Genomic DNA, 26,296 nt, shown 5'->3' with positions numbered 1-26,296 from the left:
ACTGAACAGGCCAAATGGGTCGAATCGATAAAACAACCGTTTTATCGCGGCAAACTCTCTAACCCAGGGACTTGCGATTGAAATCCCGCAATCGGAAGCCTTGCAGCAGCAACATCCCGAAGTACACCACCACACCGGCAACGACCAGCGCACCCAGGCGCAGGAAGCGCTCCAGCATATGGCCCTCATCCCAAGCGGGCATGAAGTGCATCAACCCCAGCAACACGGCCGACATCGCCCCGACCGCCACCAGCAGCTTGAGGGTGAACAGGCCCCAGCCGGCCTGTGGCTGGAACATCTGCTGCTTGCGCAACTGGTAAAACAAAAGCCCTGCGTTGATGCACGCGCCCGCACTGATGGCCAGGGCCAGGCCGGCATGGGCCAGCGGACCGATAAACACCAGGTTGAGCAGTTGCGTGACGATCAGCGTGAAAATCGCGATTTTCACTGGAGTACGGATGTTTTGCTGGGCGTAGAAGCCTGGGGCGAGCACTTTGATCACGATGATGCCGAGCAAGCCGACGGAATAGGCGACCAAGGCATGTTGCGTCATCAGTGCGTCGTGGGCATCGAATTGGCCGTATTGAAACAGTGACACAGTCAGCGGCTCAGCCAGGATCCCCAGGGCCAGTGCGCACGGCAACACCAGCACGAAGCACAGGCGCAGGCCCCAATCGAGGATGCGCGAGTATTCCTGGCGGTCCTTGCTGGCGTAGGTGCGCGACAGGGTCGGTAACAAAATCGTGCCCAGGGCCACGCCGAGCACGCCGGACGGCAGCTCCATCAGGCGGTCGGCGTAGTACATCCACGACACCGAGCCCGATACCAGCAGCGAGGCGAACGCCGTGTTGATGATCAGGGAAATCTGGCTCACGGAAACACCCAGGATCGCCGGCAGCATATTGCGCATCACGCGCCATACGCCAGTGTCCTTGAGGTTCAGGCGTGGCAATACGAGCATGCCGATCTTTTTCAGGTGTGGCAGTTGGTAGAGCAGTTGCGCCAGGCCACCGGCCAATACGGCCCAGCCGAGCGCCATCACTGGCGGGTCGAAGTACGGCGTGAGAAACAGCGCGAAGATGATCATGCTGACGTTCAGCAGGGTCGGCACGAAGGCTGGCACCGAGAAGCGGTTCCAGGTATTGAGGATCGCCCCGGCCAGGGATGACAGGGAGATCAGCAATATATAAGGAAAGGTCACTCGCAGCAGATCAGTGGTGAGCGCGAATTTTTCCGGGGTATTGGCAAAACCGGGGGCCGTGGCCCAGATCACCCAGGGGGCGGCGAGCATGCCAAGGATGGTCACCAGCATCAGCACCAGGGTCAACAGGCCGCAGACGTAGGCGATGAAGGTGCGGGTGGCTTCTTCGCCTTGCTGGGTCTTGTACTCGGCCAGGATCGGCACGAATGCCTGGGAGAAAGCACCTTCAGCGAAGATCCGCCGCAGCAGGTTGGGCAATTTAAACGCAATAAAGAAGGCATCCGTGGCCATGCTGGCGCCAAAAATGCGCGCCAGCAGGGTGTCACGCACAAACCCCAGGACCCGGGAGATCATCGTGATAGAGCTGACGGCGGCCAACGATTTGAGCAGATTCATTGAAAGAGTTTGCGCCTTTAGATAAAGAGCAGGCGTACAAAGCGCCCACTTATGCGATACTGCGCGCCTGCAACAGCACAGAGCCAAAGCTCGCGAGTTTACAGGTCAAGCGCCGGAAATAAATCACCCGCCTCTTCAGATCGACCACTCAGCAGTTCGCATCAGCCGCCCTTGACAACCCATCAAGTCATCGGCATGATTCGCGGCCTATTTTGTTTGCTATTTCCTAAAAAGTCTTTCGAGGAGCTCGACGGTGGCCAACACACCTTCCGCCAAAAAACGTGCAAAACAGGCTGAGAAGCGTCGCAGCCACAACGCCAGCCTGCGTTCCATGGTTCGTACCTACATCAAGAATGTAGTTAAAGCCATCGACACCAAAGACGCTGAAAAAGCCCAAGCTGCTTACGTTCTGGCTGTGCCAGTTATCGACCGTATGGCCGATAAAGGCATCATCCACAAGAACAAGGCCGCTCGCCATAAGAGCCGCCTGAATGGCCACATCAAGGCTCTGAGCGTTGCTGCTGCAGCCTAAGTGGTAACAACTGCCACGCAGCCCAGGTTGCGAAACAGTTAAGAAATGCCCCGTACCGAAAGGTCCGGGGCATTTTTGTTGTGGGAGGTGGCAAGCCCCCTCCCACATTTTTTCAAGCGCAAAAAAACGCCCCGAACCAGTCGGGGCGTTTTTGCTACCGATTGATCAAACCACAATCAATGGTGGTGACCGCCTTCACCGTGAACGTGGCCGTGGGCCACTTCTTCCTGGGAAGCGTCGCGGATGGCAACGATCTTCACTTGAAAGTTCAGGCGCTGACCAGCCAGCGGGTGATTGCCGTCGACGGTGACGTCGTCGCCGTCCAGATCACGGATGGTGACGATCTGCATTTGGCCGTCCGGCGCGGAAGCGTGGAACTGCATGCCCACTTCCAGCTCGTCGACACCTTCGAACATGCTGCGGCTCAGGGTGCTGACCAGTTCGGCCGAGTACTCGCCGTAGGCATCTTCAGGTTCTACGGCAACGGTCAGCTCATCACCGACGCTCTTGCCTTCCAGGGCCTTTTCCAGGCCTGGGATGATGTTACCTGCGCCTTGCAGGTAGACCAGCGGCGCGCCGCCGGCTGAGCTGTCGATGACCTCACCAGCGTCGTTGGTCAGGGTATAGTCGATGGAGACAGCCTTGTTAGCGGCGATCGTCATGGGGCGAGACCTTTTGCATAAGAATGAAGAACGGACAAGTCTAAACAAGGATTTGCCCGAAAGCGAACAGAACCCGGACAGACGGGACCGATCAACGGCATCCTTCATCATCGGGTTCCACCAGGACGACGACCAGCACTGGGTTGCCGAGCTGTCCTGCGGCCACACCCAGCACCTGCGCCACCAGCCGCCGTGGCAGTCACGCGCCTGGGTACAGGACCCCGCGCAACGTATTGAAAAAATAGGCCAGCCCTTTGCCTGCGGCTGGTGTGCGCGGGAGCGCGAATAACGATAACCTTGGCGCCTGATTCGCGGTAGACGCTCAGCCATAGAGCGCCACCCAAGCCATGCACCTCCAGAGAATCCGCATGCAGACTTTTTTTATCGCGCCCACCGATTTTGGTGTGGGTCTGACCTCCATCAGCCTTGGGCTGGTGCGTACCCTTGAACGGGCCGGACTGAAAGTCGGTTTTTTCAAGCCGATTGCCCAGCCGCACCCCGGCGACACCGGCCCCGAGCGCTCCACCGAACTGATAGCGCGCACTCACGGCCTCAAGCCGCCGCAGCCGCTGGGCCTGGCCCACGTAGAGCGCATGCTCGGCGACGGCCAGCTCGACGAGTTGCTCGAAGAGATCATCACGCTGTACCAGCAAGCCGCCGTGGGCAAGGACGTATTGATCGTCGAAGGCATGGTGCCCACCCGCAGCGCCAGCTATGCGGCGCGGGTCAACCTGCACCTGGCCAAGAGCCTGGATGCGGAAGTGATCCTGGTGTCTGCCCCGGAAAACGAGGTGCTCACCGAACTCTCAGGTCGCGTGGAATTGCAGGCCCAACTGTTCGGCGGCCCGAAAGACCCGAAAGTGCTCGGCGTGATCCTCAACAAAGTGCGCACCGACGAAAGCATGGAAGCCTTCTCGGCTCGCCTGAAAGAACATTCGCCGCTGTTGCGCAGCGGTGATTTCCGCCTGCTCGGCTGCATTCCCTATCAACCGGAACTCAACGCACCGCGTACCCGCGACGTGGCCGACCTGATGGGCGCGCAGATCCTCAACGCTGGCGACTACGAAACCCGGCGCATGACCAAGATCATCATTTGCGCACGCACCATGCGCAACACCGTGGAGCTGCTCAAGCCCGGCGTGCTGGTGGTGACCCCCGGCGACCGCGACGACATCATCCTCGCCGTCAGCCTGGCCGCGATCAACGGCGTCCCCCTGGCCGGCCTGCTGCTGACCAGCGACACCCTGCCCGACCCACGCATCATGGAGCTGTGCCGTGGCGCGTTCCAGGCCGGGCTACCGGTGCTGTCGGTGAGTACCGGCTCCTACGACACCGCCAACCAGCTCAACAGCCTCAACAAGGAAATCCCGATTGATGACCGCGAGCGCGCGGAAATCATCACGGATTTCGTTGCCAGCCACCTCGATGCGCGCTGGCTGCACCAACGTTGCGGCACACCACGGGAAATGCGCCTGTCGCCGGCGGTGTTCCGCTACCAGCTGATCCAGCGCGCCCAGGCTGCCAACAAACGCATCGTGTTGCCCGAAGGCAGCGAGCCGCTGACCGTGCAAGCCGCCGCGATCTGCCAGGCGCGGGGCATTGCCCGGTGCGTGCTGCTGGCCAAGCCGGCTGATGTGGAAGCGGTTGCCCGCGCCCAGGGCATCGAATTGCCCGAAGGCCTGGAGATTCTCGACCCGGACCTGATCCGCCAACGCTATGTCGAGCCGATGGTGGCGCTGCGCAAGAGCAAAAGCCTCAACGCCCCCATGGCTGAGCAACAGCTGGAAGACACCGTGGTGATCGCCACCATGATGCTCGCACTGGATGAGGTGGACGGCCTGGTGTCTGGCGTCATTCACTCCACCGCCAACACCATCCGCCCTGCCCTGCAGCTGATCAAGACCGCACCGGGTTGCACCCTGGTGTCATCGGTATTCTTCATGCTGTTCCCCGAGCAGGTGCTGGTGTACGGCGACTGCGTGATGAACCCGCACCCGAGCGCCGCCGAACTGGCGGAGATCGCCCTGCAAAGCGCTGACTCGGCGGCTGCGTTCGGCATCACCCCGCGCGTGGCGATGATCAGCTATTCCAGCGGCGATTCGGCCAGCGGCGAGGAAGTGGAAAAAGTCCGCGAAGCTACCCTGCTCGCCCACGAACAGCAAAGCTCGCTGCTGATCGACGGCCCGCTGCAATACGACGCCGCCGCCAACGAAAACGTGGCCCGGCAATTGGCCCCCAACAGCCAGGTCGCCGGCAAGGCCACAGTGTTTGTGTTCCCCGACCTGAACACCGGCAACACCACGCACAAGGCCGTGCAGCGCAGTGCCGATTGCGTGAGCCTGGGGCCGATGCTCCAGGGCCTGCGCAAACCGGTCAACGACCTGCCGCGCGGCGCCCAGGTGGACGACATCGTGTACACCATCGCACTGACTGCGATCCAAGCCGCCAACCGACCTATGGATATCTAAATGCTGGATTTTCTACCTGCCGCCGTGCGCGGGGTGATCGCGTCGCTGTTGTTGGCGCTGAATACGATCCTGTTGTGTTCGTTCCTGTTTATCGTGGCGTTGTTCAAGGCCTTGCCGTTTGCCAAGCGCTTCAGCGAATGGCTGATGAACCACACCCATGAGGCCTGGGTGACCAACAACAAGGGCTGGATGAACCTGGTACGGCGCACCCGCTGGCACATCACCGGGCTGGAAGGGCTGGACTACCAGCACTCGTACCTGGTGACCAGCAACCATCAGAGCTGGGTCGACATCATGGTGCTGCAATACGTGCTGAACCGGCGGATTCGCCCACTGAAGTTCTTCCTCAAGCAGGAGCTGATCTGGGTGCCGGTAATTGGCCTGGCGTGGTGGGCGCTGGGCTTCCCGTTCATGAAGCGCTACACCAAGCCCTACCTGGAAAAACACCCGGAAAAGAAAGGCAAGGACCTGGAAACCACCCGCAAGACCTGTGCGAAGTTTCGCGACAACCCCGTGGGTATTTTCAACTTTGCCGAGGGCACGCGGTTTACTGCCGGTAAACATGCCCAGCAGAAATCGCCGTTCCGCTACCTGCTCAAGCCCAAGGCCGGAGGCATCGCGTTTGTGCTGGATGCCATGGGGGAGCAGTTGAAGTCACTGGTGAACGTGACCATTCACTACCCGGCTGGGCGCCCAGGTTATTGGGATTTGCTGTGCGGGAATGTGCGGGACGTGGTGGTGCACTTTGAGGAAGTGCAGATTCCGGCTGAGTTCATTGGCAAGAATTATGAGCAGGATGGGACGTATCGGTTGGCGTTCCAGGGGTGGATCAATCGGTTGTGGGAAGACAAGGACCAACTGCTGGAAAAGCTGCACAAAGACTTCCCAGGTAAACAGTGATCAAAATGTGGGAGCTGGCTTGCCTGCGAAAGCGGTGGATCTGTTGTAAATATATCAACTGGCAGGCCGCTATCGCAGGCAAGCCAGCTCCCACATTGGCAGTGTGCACATTTGTTAATAGGTAAAAAGCCCGCCACCGATCACTCGGTGGCGGGCTTTTTCGTGGCCGCGAGGGTTAGATCGCGCCGCGCTGACGCAACAGCTCCAGCACTTGCTTGACGCTCTCTTCCAGCGACAGGGCCTGGGTGTCGATCACCAGATCGGCATTCAACGGCACGTCGTACGGGAAGGATTCGCCCGGGATGTTATCCCCACCGGCCGCGTACAGGCCTTGCGGATCACGCTCGGCGCACACCAGTGGCGAGGCCTGCACATAGACGGTCAGCAGGCGATCATCGCCGATCAACGCCTTGGCCTGTTCACGGCCTTCGGCATCCGGCGCAACGAACGCAGCCAGGGTCAGCAGGCCCGCTTCGTTGAACTGACGCGCCACATGCGCGGCACGACGCCAGTTCTCGGTGCGACCGGCACGGTCCTGCGGCAAGCCCCTGTTCAGGTCGTGGCGCAGGTTCTGGCCATCCAGCACAAATACCGCACGCCCCATGTCGAACAGCCTGCGCTCGACCGCATAGGCCAGGGTGCTCTTGCCGGCGCCAGACAGGCCGCTGAACAGTACGGTCGCCGGTTGCTGGCCGAAGCGCAGTGCGCGCTCCTCGGTGGCGACATGCGCAAGGCTGCCGTGTTGCGCAGAGCCGCCATGATTGACCGGCGGCGCGATGATCATGCCCGCAGCCACCGTGCCATTGGTCAGGCGGTCGATAACAATGAACGCGCCAGTGGTGCGGTTGCTGTCGTAGCCGTCCAGGGCGATGGCCGCATCAAGGCTGACCTTGACCCGGCCGATCTCATTCAACTGCAACGAACTCGCCGGGCCTTCAGCCAGGGTGTTCACGTCCACGCGATGCACGATGCTGGTGATGGAACCCGGCACGTAGCTGGTGGCGCGCTTGATGTCGTACTTCTTGCCCGGCAGCATCGGTTCTTCGGCCATCCACACCAGCATGGCGTCGAAGGCGTCGGTCACTTGCGGCACGTTGTCGGCATGTACCAGCAGGTCACCACGGGAGATGTCGATCTCGTCTTCCATGGTCAGCGTCACCGCTTGACCAGGGCCGGCGTGCTCCAGCTCACCTTCGAAGGTGACGATGGATTTGACGCGACTGCTCTTGCCCGACGGCAGCACCACGACTTCATCGCCCTTGTGCACGATGCCGCTGGCCAGGGTGCCGGCGAAACCACGGAAGTTCAGGTTCGGACGGTTGACGTACTGCACCGGGAAACGCAGGTCGGTGTAGTTGCGATCGTTGGCGATCTCGACGGTTTCGAGGATCTCCATCAGCGACTGGCCTGTATACCAGGGCGAACGCTCGCTCTTGTTCACCACGTTGTCGCCCTTGAGCGCCGACATCGGCACGAAGGCCAGGGTGCTCGGCTTGAAGGCGATACCGTCGGCGAACTTCAGGTAGTCGGCCTTGATCTGCTCGAATACGCCTTGGTCGAAGCCATTGATGTCCATCTTGTTGACGGCCACCACGATGTGCTTGATGCCCAGCAACGAGGCGATGAAGCTGTGACGACGGGTCTGGGTCTGCACGCCGTAGCGCGCGTCGATCAGGATGATCGCCAGGTCACAGGTGGAGGCACCGGTGGCCATGTTGCGGGTGTACTGCTCATGGCCGGGGGTGTCGGCGATGATGAATTTGCGCTTGGCGGTGGAGAAGTAGCGGTAGGCGACATCGATGGTGATGCCCTGCTCCCGCTCGGCCTGCAGACCGTCGACCAGCAAGGCCAGGTCGATGTCGTCACCGGTGGTGCCGGATTTCTTCGAATCGCGGGTGATGGCTTCCAGGTGATCTTCGTAGATCATCTTGGAGTCGTGCAGCAGGCGCCCGATCAGGGTGCTCTTGCCGTCGTCGACGTTGCCACAGGTCAGGAAGCGCAACATTTCCTTGCGCTCGTGCTGGCCCAGGTAGGCGAGGATGTCCTCGCTGATCAAATCAGATTGATGCGACATGACAGCCCCTTAGAAATAGCCTTGACGTTTTTTATCTTCCATCGAGCCGGCACCATCGTGGTCGATGACACGGCCCTGGCGCTCGGAAGTTCGCGTCAGGAGCATTTCCTGAATGATGTCCGTCAGCGTCTCGGCTTCGGACTCCACCGCGCCCGTCAACGGGTAGCAGCCAAGGGTACGGAAACGTACTTTCTTTTTGACGATTCGGGCTTTGTCTTCGTCGGACAGGTGCTCGAGGATGCGGTCGTCGTCGATCATGATCAACGTGCCGTTCTTTTCGATCACTTCACGTTCGGCGGCGAAGTACAGCGGCACGATTGGAATGCCTTCCAGGTAGATGTACTGCCAGATGTCCAGCTCGGTCCAGTTGGACAGCGGAAACACGCGGATCGACTCGCCCTTGTTGACGTTGCCGTTGTAGACGTTCCACAGCTCGGGGCGCTGGTTCTTCGGGTCCCAGCGGTGCTTGCTGTCGCGGAACGAGTACACGCGCTCTTTGGCGCGGGACTTCTCTTCATCGCGACGGGCACCGCCAAAGGCTGCGTCGAAACCATGCTTGTCCAGGGCCTGCTTGAGGCCTTCGGTCTTCATGATGTCGGTGTGCTTGGCGCTGCCGTGGGTGAAGGGGTTGATGCCCTGCGCCACGCCGTCCGGGTTGACGTGGGTGATCAGGTCCAGGCCCAGCTCTTCGACCATTTTGTCGCGGAACTTGTACATCTCCTGGAATTTCCAGCGGGTGTCGACGTGCATCACCGGGAACGGCAGCTTGCCCGGGAAGAAGGCTTTGCGCGCCAGGTGCAGCATCACGGCGGAGTCTTTACCGATCGAGTAGAGCATCACCGGGTTGTCGAACTCGGCGGCGACCTCGCGGATGATGTGGATGCTTTCCGCCTCCAGCTGTTTCAGATGCGTCAGTTTGTCGACCATGGTTACTCACGGAAAAACGATCTTATGGACGGCCAGCGGGCCGTGTTCGAGCGGGGCATGCTAGCACAGCACCTGCTTCTATTCAGGCGGCCTACTAGACCGAAACGGTATATGAATATGCCCCCAGGTTTGGCCCTCAAATCGGGTTGGGGCAGTCGATGAACAAATGCTCCAACGCGAAGCGCCGCGCCAGGTAATCGCCCAGCGCCTGTACGCCGTAGCGCTCAGTGGCATGGTGACCGGCGGCGATGAAGCTGATGTCGTTTTCGCGGGCGCTGTGGAAGGTTTGCTCGGAAGCCTCGCCGCTGAGGAACAGGTCGACACCGGCCGCAATCGCGTCGTCGATGTAGCCCTGGCCACCACCGGTGCACCAGCCGACGCGGCGGATCATCTCGCTACCTTCGATCAGCAATGGCTCGCGGCCCATGACGTCCTGCACGCGGCGTGCAAAGTCGCGGGGCGACAGGGGCTCGGCGAGCGAGCCGACCAGCCCGACGATTTTGGGATTGTCCGGGTCCAGCGGGCCCTCGACGGTAATGTCCAACTGACGGGCCAACTGCACGTTGTTGCCGACCTCGGGGTGCAGGTCCAGCGGCAGATGGTAGGCCAGCAGGCTGATGTCATGCTTGAGCAGCGTCTTCAGGCGGCGCTGCTTCATGCCAGTGATGCAAGGGTTTTCGCCTTTCCAGAAGTAACCGTGGTGCACCAGGACCAGGTCAGCCTGGGCTTCGACGGCCGCGTCCAACAGGGCCTGGCTGGCGGTCACGCCGCTGACGATGCGCATGACCTGGGGCCGGCCCTCGACCTGCAGGCCATTGGGGCAGTAGTCGGCAATTTTCGCGCTGCCGAGGTAGCGGTCTGCTTCCTCGACGAGGGTGGTAAGGGGGACGGCCATAAAAGACTCCTAAATATCCGGTTCGCAGGCGTCACAGCCTCGTATAATGCGCGACATTATGGGCGCTCTCCCGCCCCCTGCAACCTGTCAGGACTTACTTGATGCTCAAGGCGCTGCGTTTTTTTGGATGGCCATTGCTGGCTGGCGTGCTGATCGCGATGCTGATTATTCAGCGTTACCCCGAGCTGGTGGGTCTGCCCAGCCTGGATGTGAACCTGCAACAGGCGCCGCAAAGCAACTCGGTGGTGCAAGGCCCGGTGACCTACGCCGATGCCGTGGTGATCGCCGCTCCTGCCGTGGTCAACCTGTACACCACTAAAGTCATCAACAAACCGGCCCATCCACTGTTTGAAGACCCGCAGTTCCGCCGTTACTTCGGTGACAACGGGCCCAAGCAGCGTCGCATGGAATCCAGCCTGGGTTCCGGGGTGATCATGAGCCCCGAAGGTTACATCCTCACCAATAACCACGTGACCACTGGCGCCGACCAGATCGTGGTCGCCCTGCGTGACGGCCGCGAAACCCTGGCCCGCGTAGTGGGCAGCGACCCGGAAACCGACCTCGCGGTACTGAAGATCGACCTGAAGAGCCTGCCGTCAATCACCCTCGGCCGTTCCGACGGTTTGCGCGTGGGTGACGTGGCGCTGGCCATCGGCAACCCGTTCGGCGTAGGCCAGACCGTGACCATGGGCATAATCAGCGCTACCGGGCGCAACCAGTTGGGCCTCAACAGCTACGAAGACTTCATCCAGACCGACGCCGCGATCAACCCAGGTAACTCCGGCGGCGCATTGGTGGACGCCAATGGCAACCTGACGGGCATCAATACGGCAATCTTTTCCAAGTCCGGCGGCTCCCAGGGCATCGGGTTTGCGATCCCGGTGAAGTTGGCGATGGAGGTGATGAAGTCGATCATCGAGCATGGTCAGGTGATTCGCGGCTGGCTGGGGATTGAAGTACAACCATTGACCAAGGAACTGGCCGAGTCGTTTGGCTTGACCGGACGCCCAGGCATCGTGGTCGCCGGGATCTTCCGCGATGGCCCGGCACAGAAAGCCGGCCTGCAACTGGGGGATGTGATCCTCAGCATCAACGGCGAACCGGCCGGTGATGGCCGCAAGTCGATGAACCAGGTGGCACGGATCAAGCCGACCGACAAGGTGGCGATCCAGGTCATGCGCAACGGCAAAGAGATCAAGCTGCTGGCGGAAATCGGGCTGCGTCCGCCACCTGCGCCGGTCAAGGAAGAGCAATAAGCCACCTTGAACAGGTGCCCGCTCTCGGGCACCTGTAAACAGATATTTCAAAGCAATTCATTCTCATTAGGCATGTTATATTGTTTCAATATCGCTATTGGAACGCTCTATCATGCCGTCTCGAAGAATCGCCCCCTTGGCTGGCCTGGCCTTGGGTTTGTTGCTCGACCCCGCCTTCGCCGAAGAAAACACCCTGGAACTCGATACCATCAGCGTCACCACCGATGCCTATGAGTCCACCACCGGCCCGGTCAAAGGCTACCGTGCCACCCGCTCCGCCAGCGCGACAAAAACCGACGCCGCCATTCGCGACATCCCGCAATCCATCAGCGTGATTCCCGCCACTGTGCTCAAGGACCTGGGCAGTACCAGCGTGGAGCGGGCCCTGGAATTTGCCGGCGGCGTGTCCAAGCAGAACAACTTCGGCGGCCTGACCCTCTACGAGTACAGCGTGCGTGGCTTCACCACGTCGGAGTTCTATCAGGACGGCTTCAGCGCCAACCGTGGCTATCCGAGTACACCGGACGCGGCGAACATCGAGCGTATCGAAGTGCTCAAGGGCCCCGCCGCCAGCCTGTATGGGCGCGGCGATCCCGGTGGCACGGTGAATATCGTTACCAAGAAGCCCCAGCCTGAAGCCTTCACAACCTTGCAAACCAGCGCCGGCAGTTGGGACCGCTATCGCACCGCCGTGGACGTGAACACCCCGCTGGACAGCGAAGGCAACGTGCTGTCGCGGGTCAACCTGGCGGTGGAAGACAACCACAGTTTCCGCGATCACGTGCAGAGCAAGCGGGTATTCGTCGCGCCGTCGTTCAGTTGGCAACTGGACCCGGATACCAGTCTGCTCGTCGAGAGTGAATTCGTCCGCCACAGCTCTACCTTCGACCGTGGCATCGTCGACGCCCCAGGCGTATCTCGCTCCACCTTCCTCGGCGAACCCAACGACGGCGATATCGACAACCACAACAACCGTCTCCAGGCCACCCTTGAGCATCACCTCAACGATGCGTGGAAACTGCGCCTGGCCAGCCACTACAAACAAGGCAGCCTGTGGGGTGACGCCTCGGAAAACCGTGCACTGAACGCCGACGGTCACACCATCGACCGCCGCTACCGTGAACGCTCCATGGGCTGGCACGACAGCATTACCCAGCTCGAGCTGCGCGGCCTGTTCGACATCGGCAGTTGGCAGCACGAACTGCTGATCGGCACCGAATACGAGGACTATCGCAAGAAAGAGCGCGTCACGGCGATTGGCGGTAGCCGCTACACCATCGACATCTACAACCCGGTCTACGGCCAGGCCAAACCCAACGGCCTGCGTTCCGGCACCGACTTCTTCGAACAGACCAAGAGCCACGCGCTGAACCTGCAAGACCAGATCGTCTTCACCGACCGCCTGCGCGGCATGGTTGGCGCACGCTTCGAGCATTTCGAGCAGCGTATCGACGACTTCACCCGCAACCACGCCAAAGCCGAGCAAACCCACGACGCCTTTACCCAGCGCGCCGGCCTGCTCTATCAGCTCACGCCGCAAGTCGGCGTATTCGCCAACGCCTCTACTTCGTTCAAGCCCAATAGCGGGTTGGGCGCCGACAACAAGTCCTTCAAGCCTGAGGAAGGCGTGGGCTACGAAGTGGGGATCAAGAGCGAACTGTTCGACGAGCGCCTCAGCGCTACGATCGCAGCCTTCCATATAGAAAAGGAAAACGTGCTGACCCTGGACCCGGCCACCAACCTCAACCGCGCCGTAGGCAAGGCGCGCAGCCAGGGCCTCGACCTGCAACTGACCGGGCAAGTGACCGACGCCGTACGGGTGATTGGCGCGTTTGCCTACATTGATGCTGAAGTGACCAAGGGCGACAAAGTCATTCCCGCCGGCAGCCGGATTCTCGGCGTGGCCAAGCGCAGCGGCAGCCTGTTGGGGGTGTACGAGTTCCAGGATGGCGCGTTGCGGGGTTCAGACCTGGGGGCGGCGTTCACCTATGTAGGGGATCGCTCCGGCGAGGCTGGCACGGGTTTCGAGCTGCCGGCCTACCACACGGTTGATCTGCTGGCCCATTACAAGGCCACCGACAACATTACCGTGGGCTTGAACCTCAACAACCTGTTTGATGAGAAGTATTACGAGCGGTCGTACAGCAACTACTGGATCAGCCCGGGCGAACCGCGCAATTTCACGGTCAGCCTGACCCTCAACCTGTAACAAAACCAAATGTGGGAGGGGGCAAGCCCCTCCCACACCTTGATCTTCACTTTATTCGGTTACAGCGCCGTCGGTGCGCGCTCGCAAAGGGTGCTGAGCGCCTTCGCCCACTGCGGATCATCATTCAGGCACGGCACCAGCACCAGCTCCTCGCCCCCGGCCTCGCGGAACTGCTCCAGCCCGCGATCGCCGATTTCTTCCAGCGTCTCGATGCAATCGGCGACGAACGCCGGGCACATTACCAGCAGCTTTTTCACGCCCTGCTGGGCCAATGCTTCAAGGCGAGCCTCGGTGTAGGGTTCGATCCACTTGGCGCGGCCCAGGCGCGATTGGAAGGCCACCGACCACTTGTCTTCGGGCAAGCCCAGGCGTGCGGCAAAGTCGCGGGCGACGCTGAAGCACTGCGCGCGATAGCAGGTCTTGAGCACCTCGGCGGACGCATTCTTGCAGCAGTCGGCATCCTTGAAACAGTGCTGGCCGGTAGGATCGAGCTTGGTCAAGTGGCGCTCAGGCAAGCCGTGGAAACTCAGCAGCAGGTGGTCGTAATCCTGTTCCACGTAGGGCCGCACGCTGGCGGCCAGAGCGTCGAGATATTCGGGCTGGTCGTAGAACGGCTGCAGGATCGAGAATTGCACGTCGAGCTTTTTGTCGCGCACCACACGCTTGGCTTCCTCGATCACCGTGGTCACGGTGCTGTCGGCAAATTGCGGGTACAACGGCGCCAGAGTGACCTGGCGGATGCCTTGGGCTGCGAGGCGGGTCAGCACACTTTCAATCGATGGCTCGCCATAACGCATTGCCAATTCCACCGGGCCCTGGGTCCACTGCGCGGTCATCTGCTGTTGCAGGCGACGACTGAGTACCACCAGCGGCGAACCCTCGTCCCACCAGATAGAGGCGTAGGCATGCGCCGACTGCTCAGGGCGCTTGATCAGGATCAGCGACACCAGCAAGCGCCGCACCGGCCAAGGCAGGTCGATCACATAAGGGTCCATCAGGAACTGATTGAGGTAGCTGCGCACATCCGCCACCGAAGTGGACGCCGGCGAGCCCAGGTTGACCAGTAACAACGCGTGATCCGTCATGCAACATCCTATCTTTAGAGGCGGCCGGACAAGTCATCCAAAGCCGCACGCAACTCAGTGAACTGAAAAGTGAAACCGGCAGCCAGCAAGCGCTCGGGCAGCGCCTTCTGCCCGCCCAGCAACAGGCCGGACAACTCACCCAGGCCCAGCCGCAATGCAAAGGCCGGCAACGGCATGAACGCCGGGCGGTGCAGCACCTGGCCCAGGGTTTTCGCAAACTCGCGATTGCGCACCGGGTGCGGCGCGCAGGCATTATAGGGACCGCTGGCGTCAGGCTGGTGCAGAAGAAAATCAATCAGGGCGATTTGATCCTTGATATGCACCCACGGCATCCACTGCCGACCACCGCCGATAGGCCCGCCCAGCGCCAGTTTGAACGGCAGCAACAGCCGCGACAAAAAGCCGCCCTGCGCCGCCAGCACCAGGCCGGTACGTACCAGGACCACACGAATCCCCAGGGCTTCGGCGCGCTGGGCGGTTTCTTCCCAGGCGATGCACAACTGACTGGGGAAATCGTCCTGCACCGGGCCGCTGGCTTCGGTCAATTCGCGCTCGCCGCCATCGCCGTACCAGCCCACCGCCGAACCGGAAATCAACACCGCTGGTTTTTGTTCCAGGCCCTCAAGCCACGCCAGCAAGGTCTCGGTAAGGCTGATGCGGCTGCTCCACAACAACGCCTTGCGCTTGTGGGTCCAGGGGCGGTCGGCAATAGGCGCGCCCGCCAGGTTAATGACCGCGTCGACCGGGCCGATAACCTCTTCAAGGCGGCTGACTCCCGACACCTGGGCGCCGCATACCTTCGCGACCTGGTCCGCGTGGCGACTCCACACGGTCAGGCAATGGCCCTGGGTGAGCCAGTGTTGGCAGAGTTGGCGGCCAATCAAGCCAGTACCGCCGGTCAGCAAAATATGCATGGGACGCTCCTCATGTAACGTTCGCCGCCGATCACTGGTCTATTTTATAAACAGGGATCATTTGTTAGCAGGCGTAACGCTGGCTTAAGCCTCAGCTTTAACCATAGGTTACGCCGTTAGAACTGGTACGCCAAAACTTATACCAAAAAACAATATTGTACAGCTATTGGTGTCCGCGTAGTCTGTGCACAACGGTAAAACGAGGCCTCCCATGACTGTTCCCATCGCGATCATCGGCACCGGCATCGCCGGTCTCTCCGCCGCCCGAGCGTTACGAGACGCGGGGCACGCTGTACAACTCTTCGATAAAAGCCGCGGCAGTGGTGGCCGCATGTCCAGCAAGCGCAGCGATGCCGGCTCCCTGGACATGGGCGCGCAATACTTCACCGCCCGCGACCGGCGCTTCGTCAACGAAGTGCAACGCTGGCAAAGCAACGGCTGGGCCGAGCAATGGAAACCCCAGCTGTACAACTTCAAGTCCGGCCAACTCACCCCGTCTCCCGATGAACAGATCCGCTGGGTCGGCACGCCGCGCATGAGCGCGATCACTCGCGCCCTGCTCGACGACCTGCCAGTGGAGTTCGGTTGCCGCATTACCGAGGTGTTCCAGGGCAAACACCACTGGAACCTGCTGGACGCGGACAGCGAAAACCATGGCCCCTTCAGCCACGTGATCATCGCCACGCCTGCGCCCCAAGCCACCGCCCTGCTGGCCGCCGCGCCCAAGCTGGCGAGTGCCGCCGCCGGGGTGAAAATGGACCCGACCTGGGCCATCGCCCTGGCCTTCGATAAACCCCTGGATACCCCCATGGAAGGCTGCTTCGTGCAAGACAGTCCCCTCGACTGGCTTGCCCGCAACCGCAGCAAACCTGGGCGCGATACCACCCTCGACACCTGGGTGCTGCACGCCACCAGCGCATGGAGCAAGGCCCACCTGGACCTGCCCAAAGAGGCGGTGATCGAGCACCTGCACGGCGCCTTCGCCGAACTGCTGCACAGCGCGATGCCGGCGCCGTCGTTCAGCCTGGCCCACCGCTGGCTCTACGCACGGCCGTCCAGCAGCCACGAATTCGGCGTACTCGCCGATGCCGACCTGGGCCTGTACGTGTGTGGCGACTGGTGCCTGTCGGGCCGCGTGGAAGGGGCCTGGCTCAGCGGCCAGGAAGCCGCGCGACGCTTGATCGAGCACCTGCAATGAACCGCATCAACCCCGCCAAATTGCTGCTGTCGAAATGGACAGCAGCCCACCCTCGCAACAAAGAAAAACACTTTCTGGTCACCGAGCTGTTTCGTGATGAAGAAGGCACGGTGCTCTACATTGAACTGCAAGCCGTGATGACGCACCGCAGCGAACGCCTGCCCTGGCAAACCCTGCAGGATATGGACGCCTGGAAAATCGGCTGGAAATAGATCACTCGCAAAACTTGTACAAATAATTTGACTTGTACAGCATCGAACCTATGATGAGATTTAGTTGTACAGGATTTATATCTTGTACAGGAATCTTGCAGAGGGTTCGTGTATGTCCAGCACCACCAAACCGAAGATCGCCATCAGCGCCTGCCTGCTGGGCGAGAACGTGCGCTTCAACGGCGGCCATAAACAATCCCTGTTGTGCAGCCAGACCCTCGCCGACTATTTCGACTTCGTGCCGCTGTGCCCCGAAGTCGCCATCGGCCTGGGCATTCCACGCGAACCGATCCGTCTGGTGGGCGATCCCGCCCACCCGCAGGCCGTCGGTACCGTGCACCGCGAGCTGAACGTCACCCAACCGTTGGACGAGTACGGCCAGCAGATGGCCGCGGAACACACCGACCTGTGCGGCTATATCTTCATGCAGAAATCGCCGTCGTGCGGCCTGGCGCGGGTGAAGGTCTACCGCGACAACGGCACCCCTGTGGACGGCGGTGGGCGCGGCATCTACGCCCAGGCCTTCTGTGCACGCCATCCCAACCTGCCGGTGGAAGAAGACGGTCGGCTGAACGACCCGGTGCTGCGGGAAAACTTCCTGACCCGGGTATTCGTCTACGCCAGCTGGCAGAAACTGTTGGCCGAAGGCCTGACCCGTCACCGTCTGCTGGCCTTTCATTCGCGCTACAAGTACCTGCTGATGGCTCACAGCCCGGCGCACTACAAGCGCCTTGGCCACCTGCTGGGCAGCATGAGCAAGGATGCCAACCTCGACGAGTTGGCGGCGGGTTACTTCAGCGACCTGATGTCCGGCCTCACCAAGTGCGCCACCCGTGGCACCCACACCAATGTGCTGCAACACATCAGCGGTTACCTCAAACAGGTCATCAGCGCTGATGACAAGCAAGAAATGCAGACCGTCATCGGCCAGTACCGCCACGGCATCGTGCCGCTGGTGGTACCGCTGACCCTGCTCAAACACCACTTTCGCCAACACCCGGACCGCTACATCGCGCAGCAGGCCTACCTGCAACCGCACCCGGAAAACCTCAGCCTGCGAAATGCGATCTAGACCATGAAAGCTGCCCTGCTAGACGAACCCGGCGACGACATCGCCCAAGCCCTCGAAGACGGCTGGCTGCCGATCCGCGAAGTGGCGCGTCAGACCGGCGTCAACGCCGTGACCCTGCGCGCCTGGGAACGCCGTTACGGCCTGATCGTGCCCCAGCGCACGCCCAAGGGCCATCGGCTGTTCAGCGCCGAGCATGTGCAGCGCATCCATACCATCCTCACCTGGCTCAATCGCGGCGTGCCGGTGAGCCAGGTCAAAGGCCTGATCGACTCGGCCCAATCCCTTCCCGAGGCGGTGGAAAACGAGTGGCACAGCCTGCGCCAGAACCTGGTGCACGCCATCAGCGAATTGACCGAACGCCGGGTCGATGACGCCTTCAACCAGGCCATGGCGCTGTACCCGCCACGCACGTTATGCGAGCAACTGATGCTGCCGCTGCTGCGAGCGTTGGAACAGCGTTGGCAAGGCCAGTTCGGCGCGCAGATGGAGCGGGTGTTTTTCCTCTCATGGCTGCGCAGCAAATTCGGCGCACGCATTTACCACAACAATCGCCAGTTGCACGGCGCACCGTTGTTGCTGGTCAATCAGTCCGACCTGCCCCTGGAGCCACACCTGTGGCTCAGTGCCTGGCTCGCCAGCAGTGCCGATTGCCCGGTGGAAGTGTTCGACTGGCCGTTGCCCGCCGGCGAACTGGCCCTGGCGGTGGAGCACCTGCAACCGCGGGCCGTGCTGCTGTATTCGAGCAAGGCGCTGCATTTGTCGGGTCTGGAAAAACTTTTGGGCGGCGTCCGTTGCCCAAAGTTGGTCGTCGGACCAACGGTATGCATCCACCAGGCCGAGTTGGCCGTATTAGCCCAGGACATCCCTGAATTGTTCGTCGCCGAAGAGTTGTTGTCGGCCCACCAGCTACTGATCCAGCGTGGACTCGTTTAAATGCATTTGATCTGGCTGCGCACCGACCTGCGCCTACACGACAACACCGCCCTGACCGCCGCGAGCCAGCGGGGCCCGATCGCCGCCGTGTACCTGATCACGCCCGAACAATGGCTGGCCCATGACGATGCACCGTGCAAGGTGGATTTCTGGCTGCGCAGCCTGGATGACCTGAGCAAGACACTCGGCGAACTGAACATTCCCCTGCTGATCCGTACGGCAGCCACCTGGGACCAGGCACCCGACGTGCTGGGCACGCTGTGCCGTGAACTGGCCGTGGAGTCGGTGCACGTCAACGAGGAATACGGCATCCATGAAAGCCGTCGTGATGCGGCCGTGTCCAAGGCATTGGAGTCGGCGGGCATCAGCTTCCACAGCTACCTGGACCAACTGTTCTTCCAGCCCGGCAGCGTGCTGACCAAGACCGGCACTTACTTCCAGGTGTTCAGCCAGTTCCGCAAGGTCTGCTACAGCCGTCTGCACAGCGCCCTGCCCCGGATAGTCCCGGCACCCAAGGCCCAGGCTGCGCTCAAGCTGAAAAGCGACCCGATCCCAAAGACAGTCGACGGTTTCGAGCCACCCAGCGAGACCCTGCGTGCCCTCTGGCCCGCCGGTGAAGACGAAGCCCGGCGCCGCCTCGACGCTTTCGCCGACCAACAGATCAGCTACTACAAGGACGAACGCGACTTCCCCGCCAAGCCCGGCACCAGCCAGTTGTCGGCTTACCTCGCCGCCGGCGTGGTGTCGCCGCGCCAGTGCCTGCACGCTGCACTGCAGACCAACGGCGGCGAGTTTGAAAGCGGCGACATGGGCGCCATTACCTGGATCAACGAACTGCTGTGGCGTGAGTTCTACAAGCACATCCTGGTGGGTTACCCACGGGTGTCGCGCCACCGGGCGTTCCGCCCCGAGACCGAAGCCGTCGCCTGGCGCAACGCGCCCAAGGACCTGGCCGCCTGGCAGCAAGCGCGCACCGGCCTGCCGATCATCGACGCCGCCATGCGCCAACTGCTTGAAACCGGCTGGATGCACAACCGCCTGCGCATGGTCGTGGCGATGTTCCTGACCAAGAACCTGCTGATCGACTGGCGCGAAGGCGAGCGCTTTTTCATGCGCCATCTGATCGACGGCGACCTGGCGGCCAATAACGGCGGCTGGCAGTGGAGCTCGTCCACCGGCACCGACTCGGCGCCGTACTTCCGGATTTTCAGCCCCTTGAGCCAATCGGAAAAATTCGACAGCGAAGGGGTATTCATCAAGCGCTGGCTGCCGGAACTGGCCGCGCTGAATAAAAAGGAAGTGCACAACCCCGAAGCCGCCGGTGGTTTGTTCGGCGTGGCCGATTACCCGCGTTCGATTGTCGACCTGAAAAAGTCCCGTGAACGCGCCCTGGCCGCCTTCCGCAGCCTGCCCTCGCGACAAGCCGCTGGGGGCGAGTAATGAGTGACTTCCTGCGTCGCTTCGCCCAGGCCTTTTCCACGCTGGACAAGCACAACCTGCACCTGCTAGACAGCCTGTACAGCCAGGACATCCGCTTCGCGGATCCACTGCATGAAGTGCAGGGCCTGCCCGCCCTGCACCGATACTTCGCCGAGCTGTACAGCAACGTCAGCCAGTTACGCTTCGACTTCCACGGTTTCGATCAGGTGACCGAAGGTGAAGGTTACCTGCGCTGGAAAATGAGTTTCTGCCACCCACGCCTGGCCAGCGGCAAGGTGATCCGGGTGGAAGGTTGTTCGCACTTGATGTGGCGTGACAAGGTGTACCGCCACCGCGATTATTTCGATGCCGGCGCCATGCTGTACGAACACGTGCCCGTGCTGGGCAGCGTCGTTGGCTGGCTGAAAAGGAGAATGGGATGAGCGATACATTGCCTCGACGTTATTGGCTGACCGGCGCCAGCAGTGGCATCGGTGCCGCGCTGGCCGTGGAGTTGCTCAACAGCGGCGCCCACGTCGCCTTGAGCTCACGCTCGAAAGGCCCGCTGGAAGCGCTCGCCCACCGTTACCCTGGCCAGGTGCTGGTGGTGGCCGGCGACCTGACCAACAGCCAGACCGTGCGCGAGATTGGTGAGCGCATTGGCGAGGCCTGGGGCGCCCTGGACACGGTCATTCTCAATGCTGGCACCTGTGAATACGTGGATGCCCGACAGTTTGACTCATCGATCATCGAGCACGTGGTGCGTACCAACCTGCTGGCCAGCAGTTATTGCATCGAAGCCGCCCTGCCACTGTTGCGCGCCGGGCGCACCCCGCACCTGGTAGGCGTCGCCAGCGCCGTGACCTACCTGCCGATGCCACGCGCCGAAGCCTATGGCGCGTCCAAGGCGGGTCTGCGCTACCTGTTCGAATCCCTGCGTATCAGCCTGTCGCCGGAAAACATCGACGTCACCGTGATCAGCCCGGGCTTTGTCGACACACCGCTGACCGAGCGCAATGACTTCCCCATGCCGCTTAGTTGGTCAGCGGATAAAGCCGCACGGCACATTTTCGCCAAGCTGGAAAAGCGCCCGCTGGAAATCGCCTTTCCTGCACTGTTCATCGCTACGTTATGGCCCCTGTCGAAACTGCCGAACCGTGCGCAACTGATCATCGGCAAGCGCATGTTGCGCAGCCCGCCGCCGAAAAAGGACGACCTGTGAAGATCGCCATTATCGGCAGCGGCATCGCCGGCCTGACCAGCGCCTATCTGCTCAGCCGCCGTCACGACATCACCCTGTTCGAAGCGGGCGACCGCATCGGCGGGCATACCCACACCGTCAATGTCACTGTCGAGGGTAAAAACTACGCGGTCGACACCGGCTTCATCGTGTTCAACGACTGGACCTACCCCAACTTCATCCGCTTGCTGGGGCAGATCGGGGTGGCGTTCAAACCGACCGAGATGAGCTTTTCGGTGTGCGACGAGCACACCCGGTTCGAGTACAACGGCAACAACCTCAACAGTTTGTTTGCCCAGCGTCGCAATATTTTGTCGCCGGGGTTCTGGGGCATGTTGCGCGATATCCTGCGCTTCAATCGCCAGGCGCCGCTGGACCTGCAGCAGCAGCGCATCAGCGCTGACATGACCCTGGGCAGCTACCTCACCGCCGGCGGCTACGGCGAGCGGTTTGTCCGGCACTACATCGTGCCGATGGGCGCGGCGATCTGGTCGATGTCCCTGGCCGATATGCTGAAGTTTCCGTTGCAGTTCTTTGTGCGTTTCTTCAAGAACCACGGGTTGCTCTCTGTGAACAACCGCCCGCAATGGTGCGTGATCGAAGGGGGATCAAGCCGCTACATCGAGCCGTTGACCCGCAGCTTTCGCGAACGGATCCGCCTCAATTGCCCTGTGCATAAAGTGGCACGCACCGACGACGGCGTGGTTATCCACAGCCCGGCCGGCAGTGAGGCATTTGATCGCGTGGTGTTCGCCTGTCACAGCGACCAGGCCCTGGCGTTGCTGGCCGACCCGAGCCAGGCCGAACAGGAGATCCTGGGCGCCATGCCCTACGCCGATAACGACGTGGTATTGCACACCGACACGCGCCTGCTGCCCGACCGTAAACTCGCCTGGGCCAGTTGGAACTACCGGCTGACCGGCAATCGCCAGGCACAGGCGGCGGTGACCTATGACATGAACATCCTGCAAGGCATCCACAGCACCACCACGTTTTGCGTCAGCCTCAACCAGACAACCATGATCAACCCGCTGAAGGTACTGGCCCGCTACACCTACGCCCACCCGCAGTACAGCCTGGCGGCGGTGGCAGCGCAGGCACGTCGCGAAGAAATATCCGGCGTGAGCAATACCTTCTACTGCGGCGCCTACTGGGCCAACGGCTTTCACGAAGACGGCGTGGTCAGCGCACTGCGCGTGGCCGAAGCCTTTGGGGAAACCCTGTGAACAGCGCCCTGTACAGCGGGTGGATCGCCCATCGGCGGTTTGCGCCCAAGGCCCATGCCTTTCGCTACCGCATCGGCCTGCTGTACCTGGATTTGAGCGAAGAACACCAAGTGCTGGGGCTTTCGCCCCTGGCCGGGCGCAGCCGCCTGGCCCCCTTCGGTTTTCGTCAGCAGGACTACCTGCGTGAATGGACGCGCAGCGGCATGAACTTGAGCGATGCCGTGCGCCAGGAAGTCGGCAAGGCACTGGGGCGTACACCCCAGGGCGTTATCTGCCTACTGACCCAGGCCCGCAGTTGGGGCCTGGCTTTTAACCCCGTGAGTTTCTTCTACTGCTTCGAGGCCGACGGACGTCTGGCCGCGATCCTGTGTGAAGTGACCAACACCCCATGGCGCGAACGCTATCACTACGTGTTGCCGGCCCAGGCCCTGGACGCCGATGAACACCAGCATTTCGCCGTGGCCAAGGCCTTCCATGTGTCGCCGTTTCTACCCCGCGACCTGGAATACCGCATGAGCTTCAGCCCTCCCTCCGCCAGGCTGGGCGTGCACATGGCCGATTGGCAGGGCACGCAGAAAATCTTCGACGCCACGTTGAGCCTGGAGAAAGAAACGCTGGATCGCGCCAGCCTGCATCGCTACCTGTGGCGTTTCCCCTGGATGACCGCCAAGACCTGCCTCGCTATTTACTGGCAGGCCCTGCGCCTGTTGCTCAAACGCACGCCGATTTTTTCCCACCGGGCCGCCGATGGCGCCTCTCGCACCGCAGTCGGTTACACCAAGGATCGCCGCCATGAAATCCCCTAGCTTATCGGTCAAGACTCACCGCCTGAACGTCAACGGCATGACCGCCGCGCTGCTGCGCAAGGCGGTGTTGCGCCAACTCAGCCAACTGCGCCATGGCCAACTGGTGGTGATCGAGGACGGCGAGCGCCAAGTGTTCGGCGCACAGGAAGCGCACTTGATGGGGGAAATCCAGATCCTGGACTCTGCCGTGTGGGGCCTGGTGGCGGCCAACGGCTCCATCGGCGCCGGCGAAGCGTTTATCCACGGTTACTGGACCAGCCCGGACCTGACCGCCGTGGTGCGCGTGATGGTCAGCAACCTGGACGTGCTCGATGCAATGGAAGGCGGCCTGGCACGCCTGGCGCGGCCGTTCACCCAGGGCCTGCACTGGCTCAACCGCAACACGCGCAAGGGTTCACAGAAAAACATCGCCGCCCACTACGACCTGGGCAACGACCTGTTCGAAGAATTCCTCGACCCGACCATGATGTACTCCGCGGCACAGTTTCTGACGCCCGACGACACCCTCGAACAGGCGCAGTTGAACAAGCTGGAGCGCATCTGCCAGAAGCTCGCCCTCAAACGCACCGACCACCTGCTGGAAATCGGCACCGGTTGGGGCAGCATGGCGCTCTATGCGGCGCAGCATTACGGCTGCCAGGTCACCACCACGACCTTGTCCAGGGAACAGTTCGCCTACACCCAACAACGCATCGACGCCCTGGGGTTGCAAGGCCAGGTCACGCTACTGCTGCAGGATTACCGCGACCTCACCGGCCAATACGACAAGCTGGTGTCCATCGAAATGATCGAGGCGGTGGGCCATCGCTTCCTGCCGACCTACTTCAAACAATGCGCGCGCCTGCTCAAGAACGATGGCCTGATGCTGCTGCAAGCCATCACCATCCGTGAGCAACGCTTTGAACAGGCCAAGCGCAGCGTGGATTTTATCCAGCGCTATATCTTTCCTGGCGGCGCCCTGCCCTGTGTGCAGAACATGTTGCATATCGTCAGCCGCGACACCGATATGAACCTGCTGCACATGGAGGATTTCGGCCTGCACTACGCACGAACCCTGCGCCTATGGCATGAGAACTTTCGCCGCGCCCACGGTCGCCTCGCCGAGCTGGGCTACGACCAGTATTTCCTGCGCCTGTGGGAGTTCTACCTGTGCTACTGCGAAGGTGGCTTCATGGAACGCACCATTGGCACTGCGCAGTTGCTGCTGGCCAAGCCGTCGGCGATCAACCCACCGCTGCTCGGGCGCTTCAGTGCTTAAGACGCTGGCCAATGCCGTGCTGTTTCAGTGCGGCTGGTTTGCCTGCGTGCTTGGCGGGGACAGCGCGTGGTTAATGGTGGGGCTTGCCGTGTTGGCGGTTCACCTGCTGTGGATAAGTTCATGGGCTGAGGACGGTAGGTTGATCCTGCGCGTGATGGTTCTGGGCACCCTGTTGGACACCACGTTGCGCATGCTGGGGGTGTTTGAGTTCACGGAACCGGGCACGTTGATTCCCTTCTGGTTGATCCTGCTATGGGCATTGCTGGCGACGACGTTGCGCCATTGCCTGGCCTGGAGTGCCCGTCCCTGGTGGCGTGCCGCTGTGCTGGGCGCGCTGGGCGGCCCGCTGTCTTATTACGCCGGTAGCCAACTGGCCGGGGTGCAGTTTGGTTTCGGCTTCGCGCCAACAATGGTTGCGCTGGCGTTGCTGTGGGCGATGGTGTTCGTGGGTTTGCATCGGCTGGCGCGCTGACGTCCGTCAGCCGTATCACACGTGCGTCACCCGCTTGCCTTACACTGCACGCCTATGACCAACATCCCCCACATCCAAATCGCCGAACCCGCCGTCACTTGCTCGACGTGTGCGGCCTGCTGCTGCCAGCTGGAAGTGATGCTGATCACCGACACCGGCGTGCCGGAACGCTATATCGATACCGATGACTGGGGCGGTGAAGTGATGCTGCGCCTGGATGACGGCTGGTGCGCGGCACTGGACCGGGACACGATGATGTGCACGATCTACGAGCGACGACCGCTGATTTGCCGGGAATTCGAGATGGGTGCGCCGGAGTGCCTGGAAGAGCGACAGGGTATCGCTACCGCCTACCGCTGATGCTGAATGTGGGAGGGGGCTTGCCCACTCCCACATGGGTTTTGCAGTGTTCTGAAGGGTTACAACGGCAAGGTGTAGTGCAACGAGTAGCTCTCTACCCCGTCGTTATTGCTGCTGATACCCGCGTTGGAGTAATGCGTGGCACGAATGCCCACCTCATGCCCACCCGCGAAGCGCAGGCCGAAACCCAGGCGGTCTTCGAACTGAAAGGCCTGGCCGATGTTATTGTCTTCCAGCTTGGTGCGGGAAAACACCGCCACCCCGATCCCGGCCTCGATATAAGGCTTCACCGACTCCCCGGCAAATTCATACACAAACACCGGCGAGAACGACAGGCTGCTGGCGCTGGCTCGCTTGTCCCCATCCCAATAGGTGTAGGCGCCGCTCCAGTAGCCGGTCAATCGACCGGTATCGCTCTGCCACCAGCTTTTATCCCAGTCCGATGTCAGCCCCAGGCGATAGGTCATGGTCGAATCACTGGTGCTCCCCACCCCGAACTCCAGGCCAGCAGCTTGTGCCGAAACAGAGTGCCCCACTACAGCGGCCGCAATCGCAGCCAAACAGAACAAGCGCTTCATAAG

At 61.5% G+C, this 26,296-nt stretch carries 26 protein-coding genes; 18 read left to right on the top strand and 8 right to left on the bottom strand.

Annotated elements, in window-relative coordinates; genetic code table 11:
• Positions 1-58: 58 nt before the first annotated feature.
• Entirely contained in the window at positions 59-1,597 is a 1,539-nt protein-coding gene (gene murJ / locus BM017_RS00505; protein WP_092240625.1) for a murein biosynthesis integral membrane protein MurJ, read from the bottom strand.
• 253 nt (positions 1,598-1,850) lie between these two features.
• Between murJ and rpsT the strand changes: the two genes are divergently transcribed.
• Positions 1,851-2,129 (top strand): 30S ribosomal protein S20, encoded by a 279-nt coding sequence (gene rpsT, locus BM017_RS00495; protein WP_016976313.1) that lies wholly within the window; start codon positions 1,851-1,853, stop codon positions 2,127-2,129.
• 176 nt (positions 2,130-2,305) lie between these two features.
• Here rpsT and BM017_RS00490 read toward each other — a convergent pair whose 3' ends face one another.
• Complete coding sequence (locus tag BM017_RS00490) at positions 2,306-2,791, bottom strand: FKBP-type peptidyl-prolyl cis-trans isomerase (RefSeq protein WP_027606858.1); 486 nt, start codon at positions 2,789-2,791, stop codon at positions 2,306-2,308.
• Here BM017_RS00490 and BM017_RS00485 point away from each other — a divergent pair.
• The 3 genes from BM017_RS00485 to BM017_RS00475 all read left to right on the top strand — a co-directional run bounded on the left by BM017_RS00485 (position 2,790) and on the right by BM017_RS00475 (position 6,159).
• Positions 2,790-3,080: a DUF3565 domain-containing protein gene (locus BM017_RS00485; protein WP_102591632.1), complete on the top strand. Its 291-nt coding sequence runs from the start codon at positions 2,790-2,792 to the stop codon at positions 3,078-3,080. The two genes, BM017_RS00490 and BM017_RS00485, sit on opposite strands and share 2 nt — an antisense overlap.
• 79 nt (positions 3,081-3,159) lie before the next feature.
• A complete protein-coding gene (gene pta / locus BM017_RS00480; RefSeq protein WP_058423082.1) occupies positions 3,160-5,259 on the top strand; it encodes a phosphate acetyltransferase in 2,100 nt (699 codons plus the stop codon).
• Positions 5,260-6,159, top strand: a complete 900-nt coding sequence (locus BM017_RS00475; RefSeq protein WP_092240623.1) for an acyltransferase — start codon at positions 5,260-5,262, stop codon at positions 6,157-6,159.
• A 175-nt stretch (positions 6,160-6,334) separates the two neighbouring features.
• Here the strand turns inward: BM017_RS00475 and cysN are convergent, their stop codons facing one another.
• From cysN to BM017_RS00460, 3 genes are all read right to left on the bottom strand, one after another.
• Entirely contained in the window at positions 6,335-8,233 is a 1,899-nt protein-coding gene (gene cysN / locus BM017_RS00470; protein WP_092240621.1) for a sulfate adenylyltransferase subunit CysN, read from the bottom strand.
• Between the two features lie 9 nt (positions 8,234-8,242).
• Positions 8,243-9,160 carry a sulfate adenylyltransferase subunit CysD gene (gene cysD, locus BM017_RS00465; protein ID WP_005784641.1) on the bottom strand — a complete coding sequence of 306 codons (918 nt, stop codon included), beginning with the start codon at positions 9,158-9,160 and terminating at the stop codon, positions 8,243-8,245.
• 136 nt (positions 9,161-9,296) lie between these two features.
• Entirely contained in the window at positions 9,297-10,055 is a 759-nt protein-coding gene (locus tag BM017_RS00460) for a Nif3-like dinuclear metal center hexameric protein (RefSeq protein WP_071491061.1), read from the bottom strand.
• Positions 10,056-10,156: 101 nt separating this feature from the next.
• On the opposite strand from BM017_RS00460, the gene algW reads away from it, so the two are divergent.
• Complete coding sequence (algW, locus tag BM017_RS00455; RefSeq protein ID WP_092240619.1) at positions 10,157-11,311, top strand: Do family serine endopeptidase AlgW; 1,155 nt, start codon at positions 10,157-10,159, stop codon at positions 11,309-11,311.
• 112 nt (positions 11,312-11,423) lie between these two features.
• Entirely contained in the window at positions 11,424-13,520 is a 2,097-nt protein-coding gene (locus tag BM017_RS00450; protein ID WP_092240617.1) for a TonB-dependent siderophore receptor, read from the top strand.
• A gap of 59 nt (positions 13,521-13,579) precedes the next feature.
• On the opposite strand, the gene hemH is transcribed toward BM017_RS00450, so the two are convergent.
• Together hemH and BM017_RS00440 are read right to left on the bottom strand one after the other, a co-directional pair.
• Positions 13,580-14,605, bottom strand: a complete 1,026-nt coding sequence (gene hemH / locus BM017_RS00445; protein WP_092240615.1) for a ferrochelatase — start codon at positions 14,603-14,605, stop codon at positions 13,580-13,582.
• A 14-nt stretch (positions 14,606-14,619) separates the two neighbouring features.
• On the bottom strand, positions 14,620-15,519 hold the full coding sequence (locus tag BM017_RS00440) for a TIGR01777 family oxidoreductase (protein ID WP_092240613.1): 900 nt from the start codon (positions 15,517-15,519) through the stop codon (positions 14,620-14,622).
• A 211-nt stretch (positions 15,520-15,730) separates the two neighbouring features.
• On the opposite strand from BM017_RS00440, the gene BM017_RS00435 reads away from it, so the two are divergent.
• The 12 genes from BM017_RS00435 (at position 15,731) to BM017_RS00380 (ending at position 25,715) form a co-directional block, all read left to right on the top strand.
• Entirely contained in the window at positions 15,731-16,717 is a 987-nt protein-coding gene (locus BM017_RS00435; RefSeq protein WP_071491056.1) for an NAD(P)/FAD-dependent oxidoreductase, read from the top strand.
• Positions 16,714-16,929 (top strand): TIGR02450 family Trp-rich protein, encoded by a 216-nt coding sequence (locus BM017_RS00430; RefSeq protein ID WP_092240611.1) that lies wholly within the window; start codon positions 16,714-16,716, stop codon positions 16,927-16,929. Before BM017_RS00435 ends, BM017_RS00430 begins: the two co-directional genes overlap by 4 nt.
• 112 nt (positions 16,930-17,041) lie before the next feature.
• Positions 17,042-18,001 (top strand): YbgA family protein, encoded by a 960-nt coding sequence (locus BM017_RS00425; protein WP_092240609.1) that lies wholly within the window; start codon positions 17,042-17,044, stop codon positions 17,999-18,001.
• 3 nt (positions 18,002-18,004) lie between these two features.
• Positions 18,005-18,934 carry a MerR family transcriptional regulator gene (locus tag BM017_RS00420; RefSeq protein ID WP_092240607.1) on the top strand — a complete coding sequence of 310 codons (930 nt, stop codon included), beginning with the start codon at positions 18,005-18,007 and terminating at the stop codon, positions 18,932-18,934.
• Positions 18,935-20,374 (top strand): deoxyribodipyrimidine photo-lyase, encoded by a 1,440-nt coding sequence (gene phrB / locus BM017_RS00415; protein WP_092240605.1) that lies wholly within the window; start codon positions 18,935-18,937, stop codon positions 20,372-20,374.
• The gene (locus tag BM017_RS00410; RefSeq protein WP_092240603.1) at positions 20,374-20,796 is read left to right on the top strand and encodes a nuclear transport factor 2 family protein; all 423 of its coding nucleotides are present in this window, start codon (positions 20,374-20,376) and stop codon (positions 20,794-20,796) included. The genes phrB and BM017_RS00410 overlap by 1 nt, the downstream gene beginning before the upstream one ends.
• Complete coding sequence (locus BM017_RS00405; protein ID WP_092240601.1) at positions 20,793-21,575, top strand: SDR family NAD(P)-dependent oxidoreductase; 783 nt, start codon at positions 20,793-20,795, stop codon at positions 21,573-21,575. The genes BM017_RS00410 and BM017_RS00405 overlap by 4 nt, the downstream gene beginning before the upstream one ends.
• Positions 21,572-22,819 carry an NAD(P)/FAD-dependent oxidoreductase gene (locus BM017_RS00400; RefSeq protein WP_092240599.1) on the top strand — a complete coding sequence of 416 codons (1,248 nt, stop codon included), beginning with the start codon at positions 21,572-21,574 and terminating at the stop codon, positions 22,817-22,819. The genes BM017_RS00405 and BM017_RS00400 overlap by 4 nt, the downstream gene beginning before the upstream one ends.
• Positions 22,816-23,625 (top strand): DUF1365 domain-containing protein, encoded by an 810-nt coding sequence (locus tag BM017_RS00395; RefSeq protein WP_092240597.1) that lies wholly within the window; start codon positions 22,816-22,818, stop codon positions 23,623-23,625. Before BM017_RS00400 ends, BM017_RS00395 begins: the two co-directional genes overlap by 4 nt.
• Positions 23,612-24,883: an SAM-dependent methyltransferase gene (locus tag BM017_RS00390; RefSeq protein WP_092240595.1), complete on the top strand. Its 1,272-nt coding sequence runs from the start codon at positions 23,612-23,614 to the stop codon at positions 24,881-24,883. Before BM017_RS00395 ends, BM017_RS00390 begins: the two co-directional genes overlap by 14 nt.
• Positions 24,876-25,355 carry a DUF2878 domain-containing protein gene (locus BM017_RS00385; protein ID WP_092240593.1) on the top strand — a complete coding sequence of 160 codons (480 nt, stop codon included), beginning with the start codon at positions 24,876-24,878 and terminating at the stop codon, positions 25,353-25,355. The genes BM017_RS00390 and BM017_RS00385 overlap by 8 nt, the downstream gene beginning before the upstream one ends.
• Positions 25,356-25,409: 54 nt before the next feature.
• Positions 25,410-25,715, top strand: a complete 306-nt coding sequence (locus tag BM017_RS00380; protein ID WP_092240591.1) for a YkgJ family cysteine cluster protein — start codon at positions 25,410-25,412, stop codon at positions 25,713-25,715.
• Between the two features lie 59 nt (positions 25,716-25,774).
• Here BM017_RS00380 and BM017_RS00375 read toward each other — a convergent pair whose 3' ends face one another.
• Positions 25,775-26,293: an acyloxyacyl hydrolase gene (locus BM017_RS00375; RefSeq protein ID WP_071491044.1), complete on the bottom strand. Its 519-nt coding sequence runs from the start codon at positions 26,291-26,293 to the stop codon at positions 25,775-25,777.
• Positions 26,294-26,296: the final 3 nt, after the last annotated feature.

The sequence above is a fragment of the Pseudomonas sp. NFPP04 genome (assembly GCF_900113815.1).
GTDB classification, from domain to species: Bacteria; Pseudomonadota; Gammaproteobacteria; order Pseudomonadales; family Pseudomonadaceae; genus Aquipseudomonas; species Aquipseudomonas extremorientalis.
The sequence above is the reverse complement of the archived record's forward strand: the minus strand, read 5'-3'. Positions and strand labels throughout refer to the sequence as shown.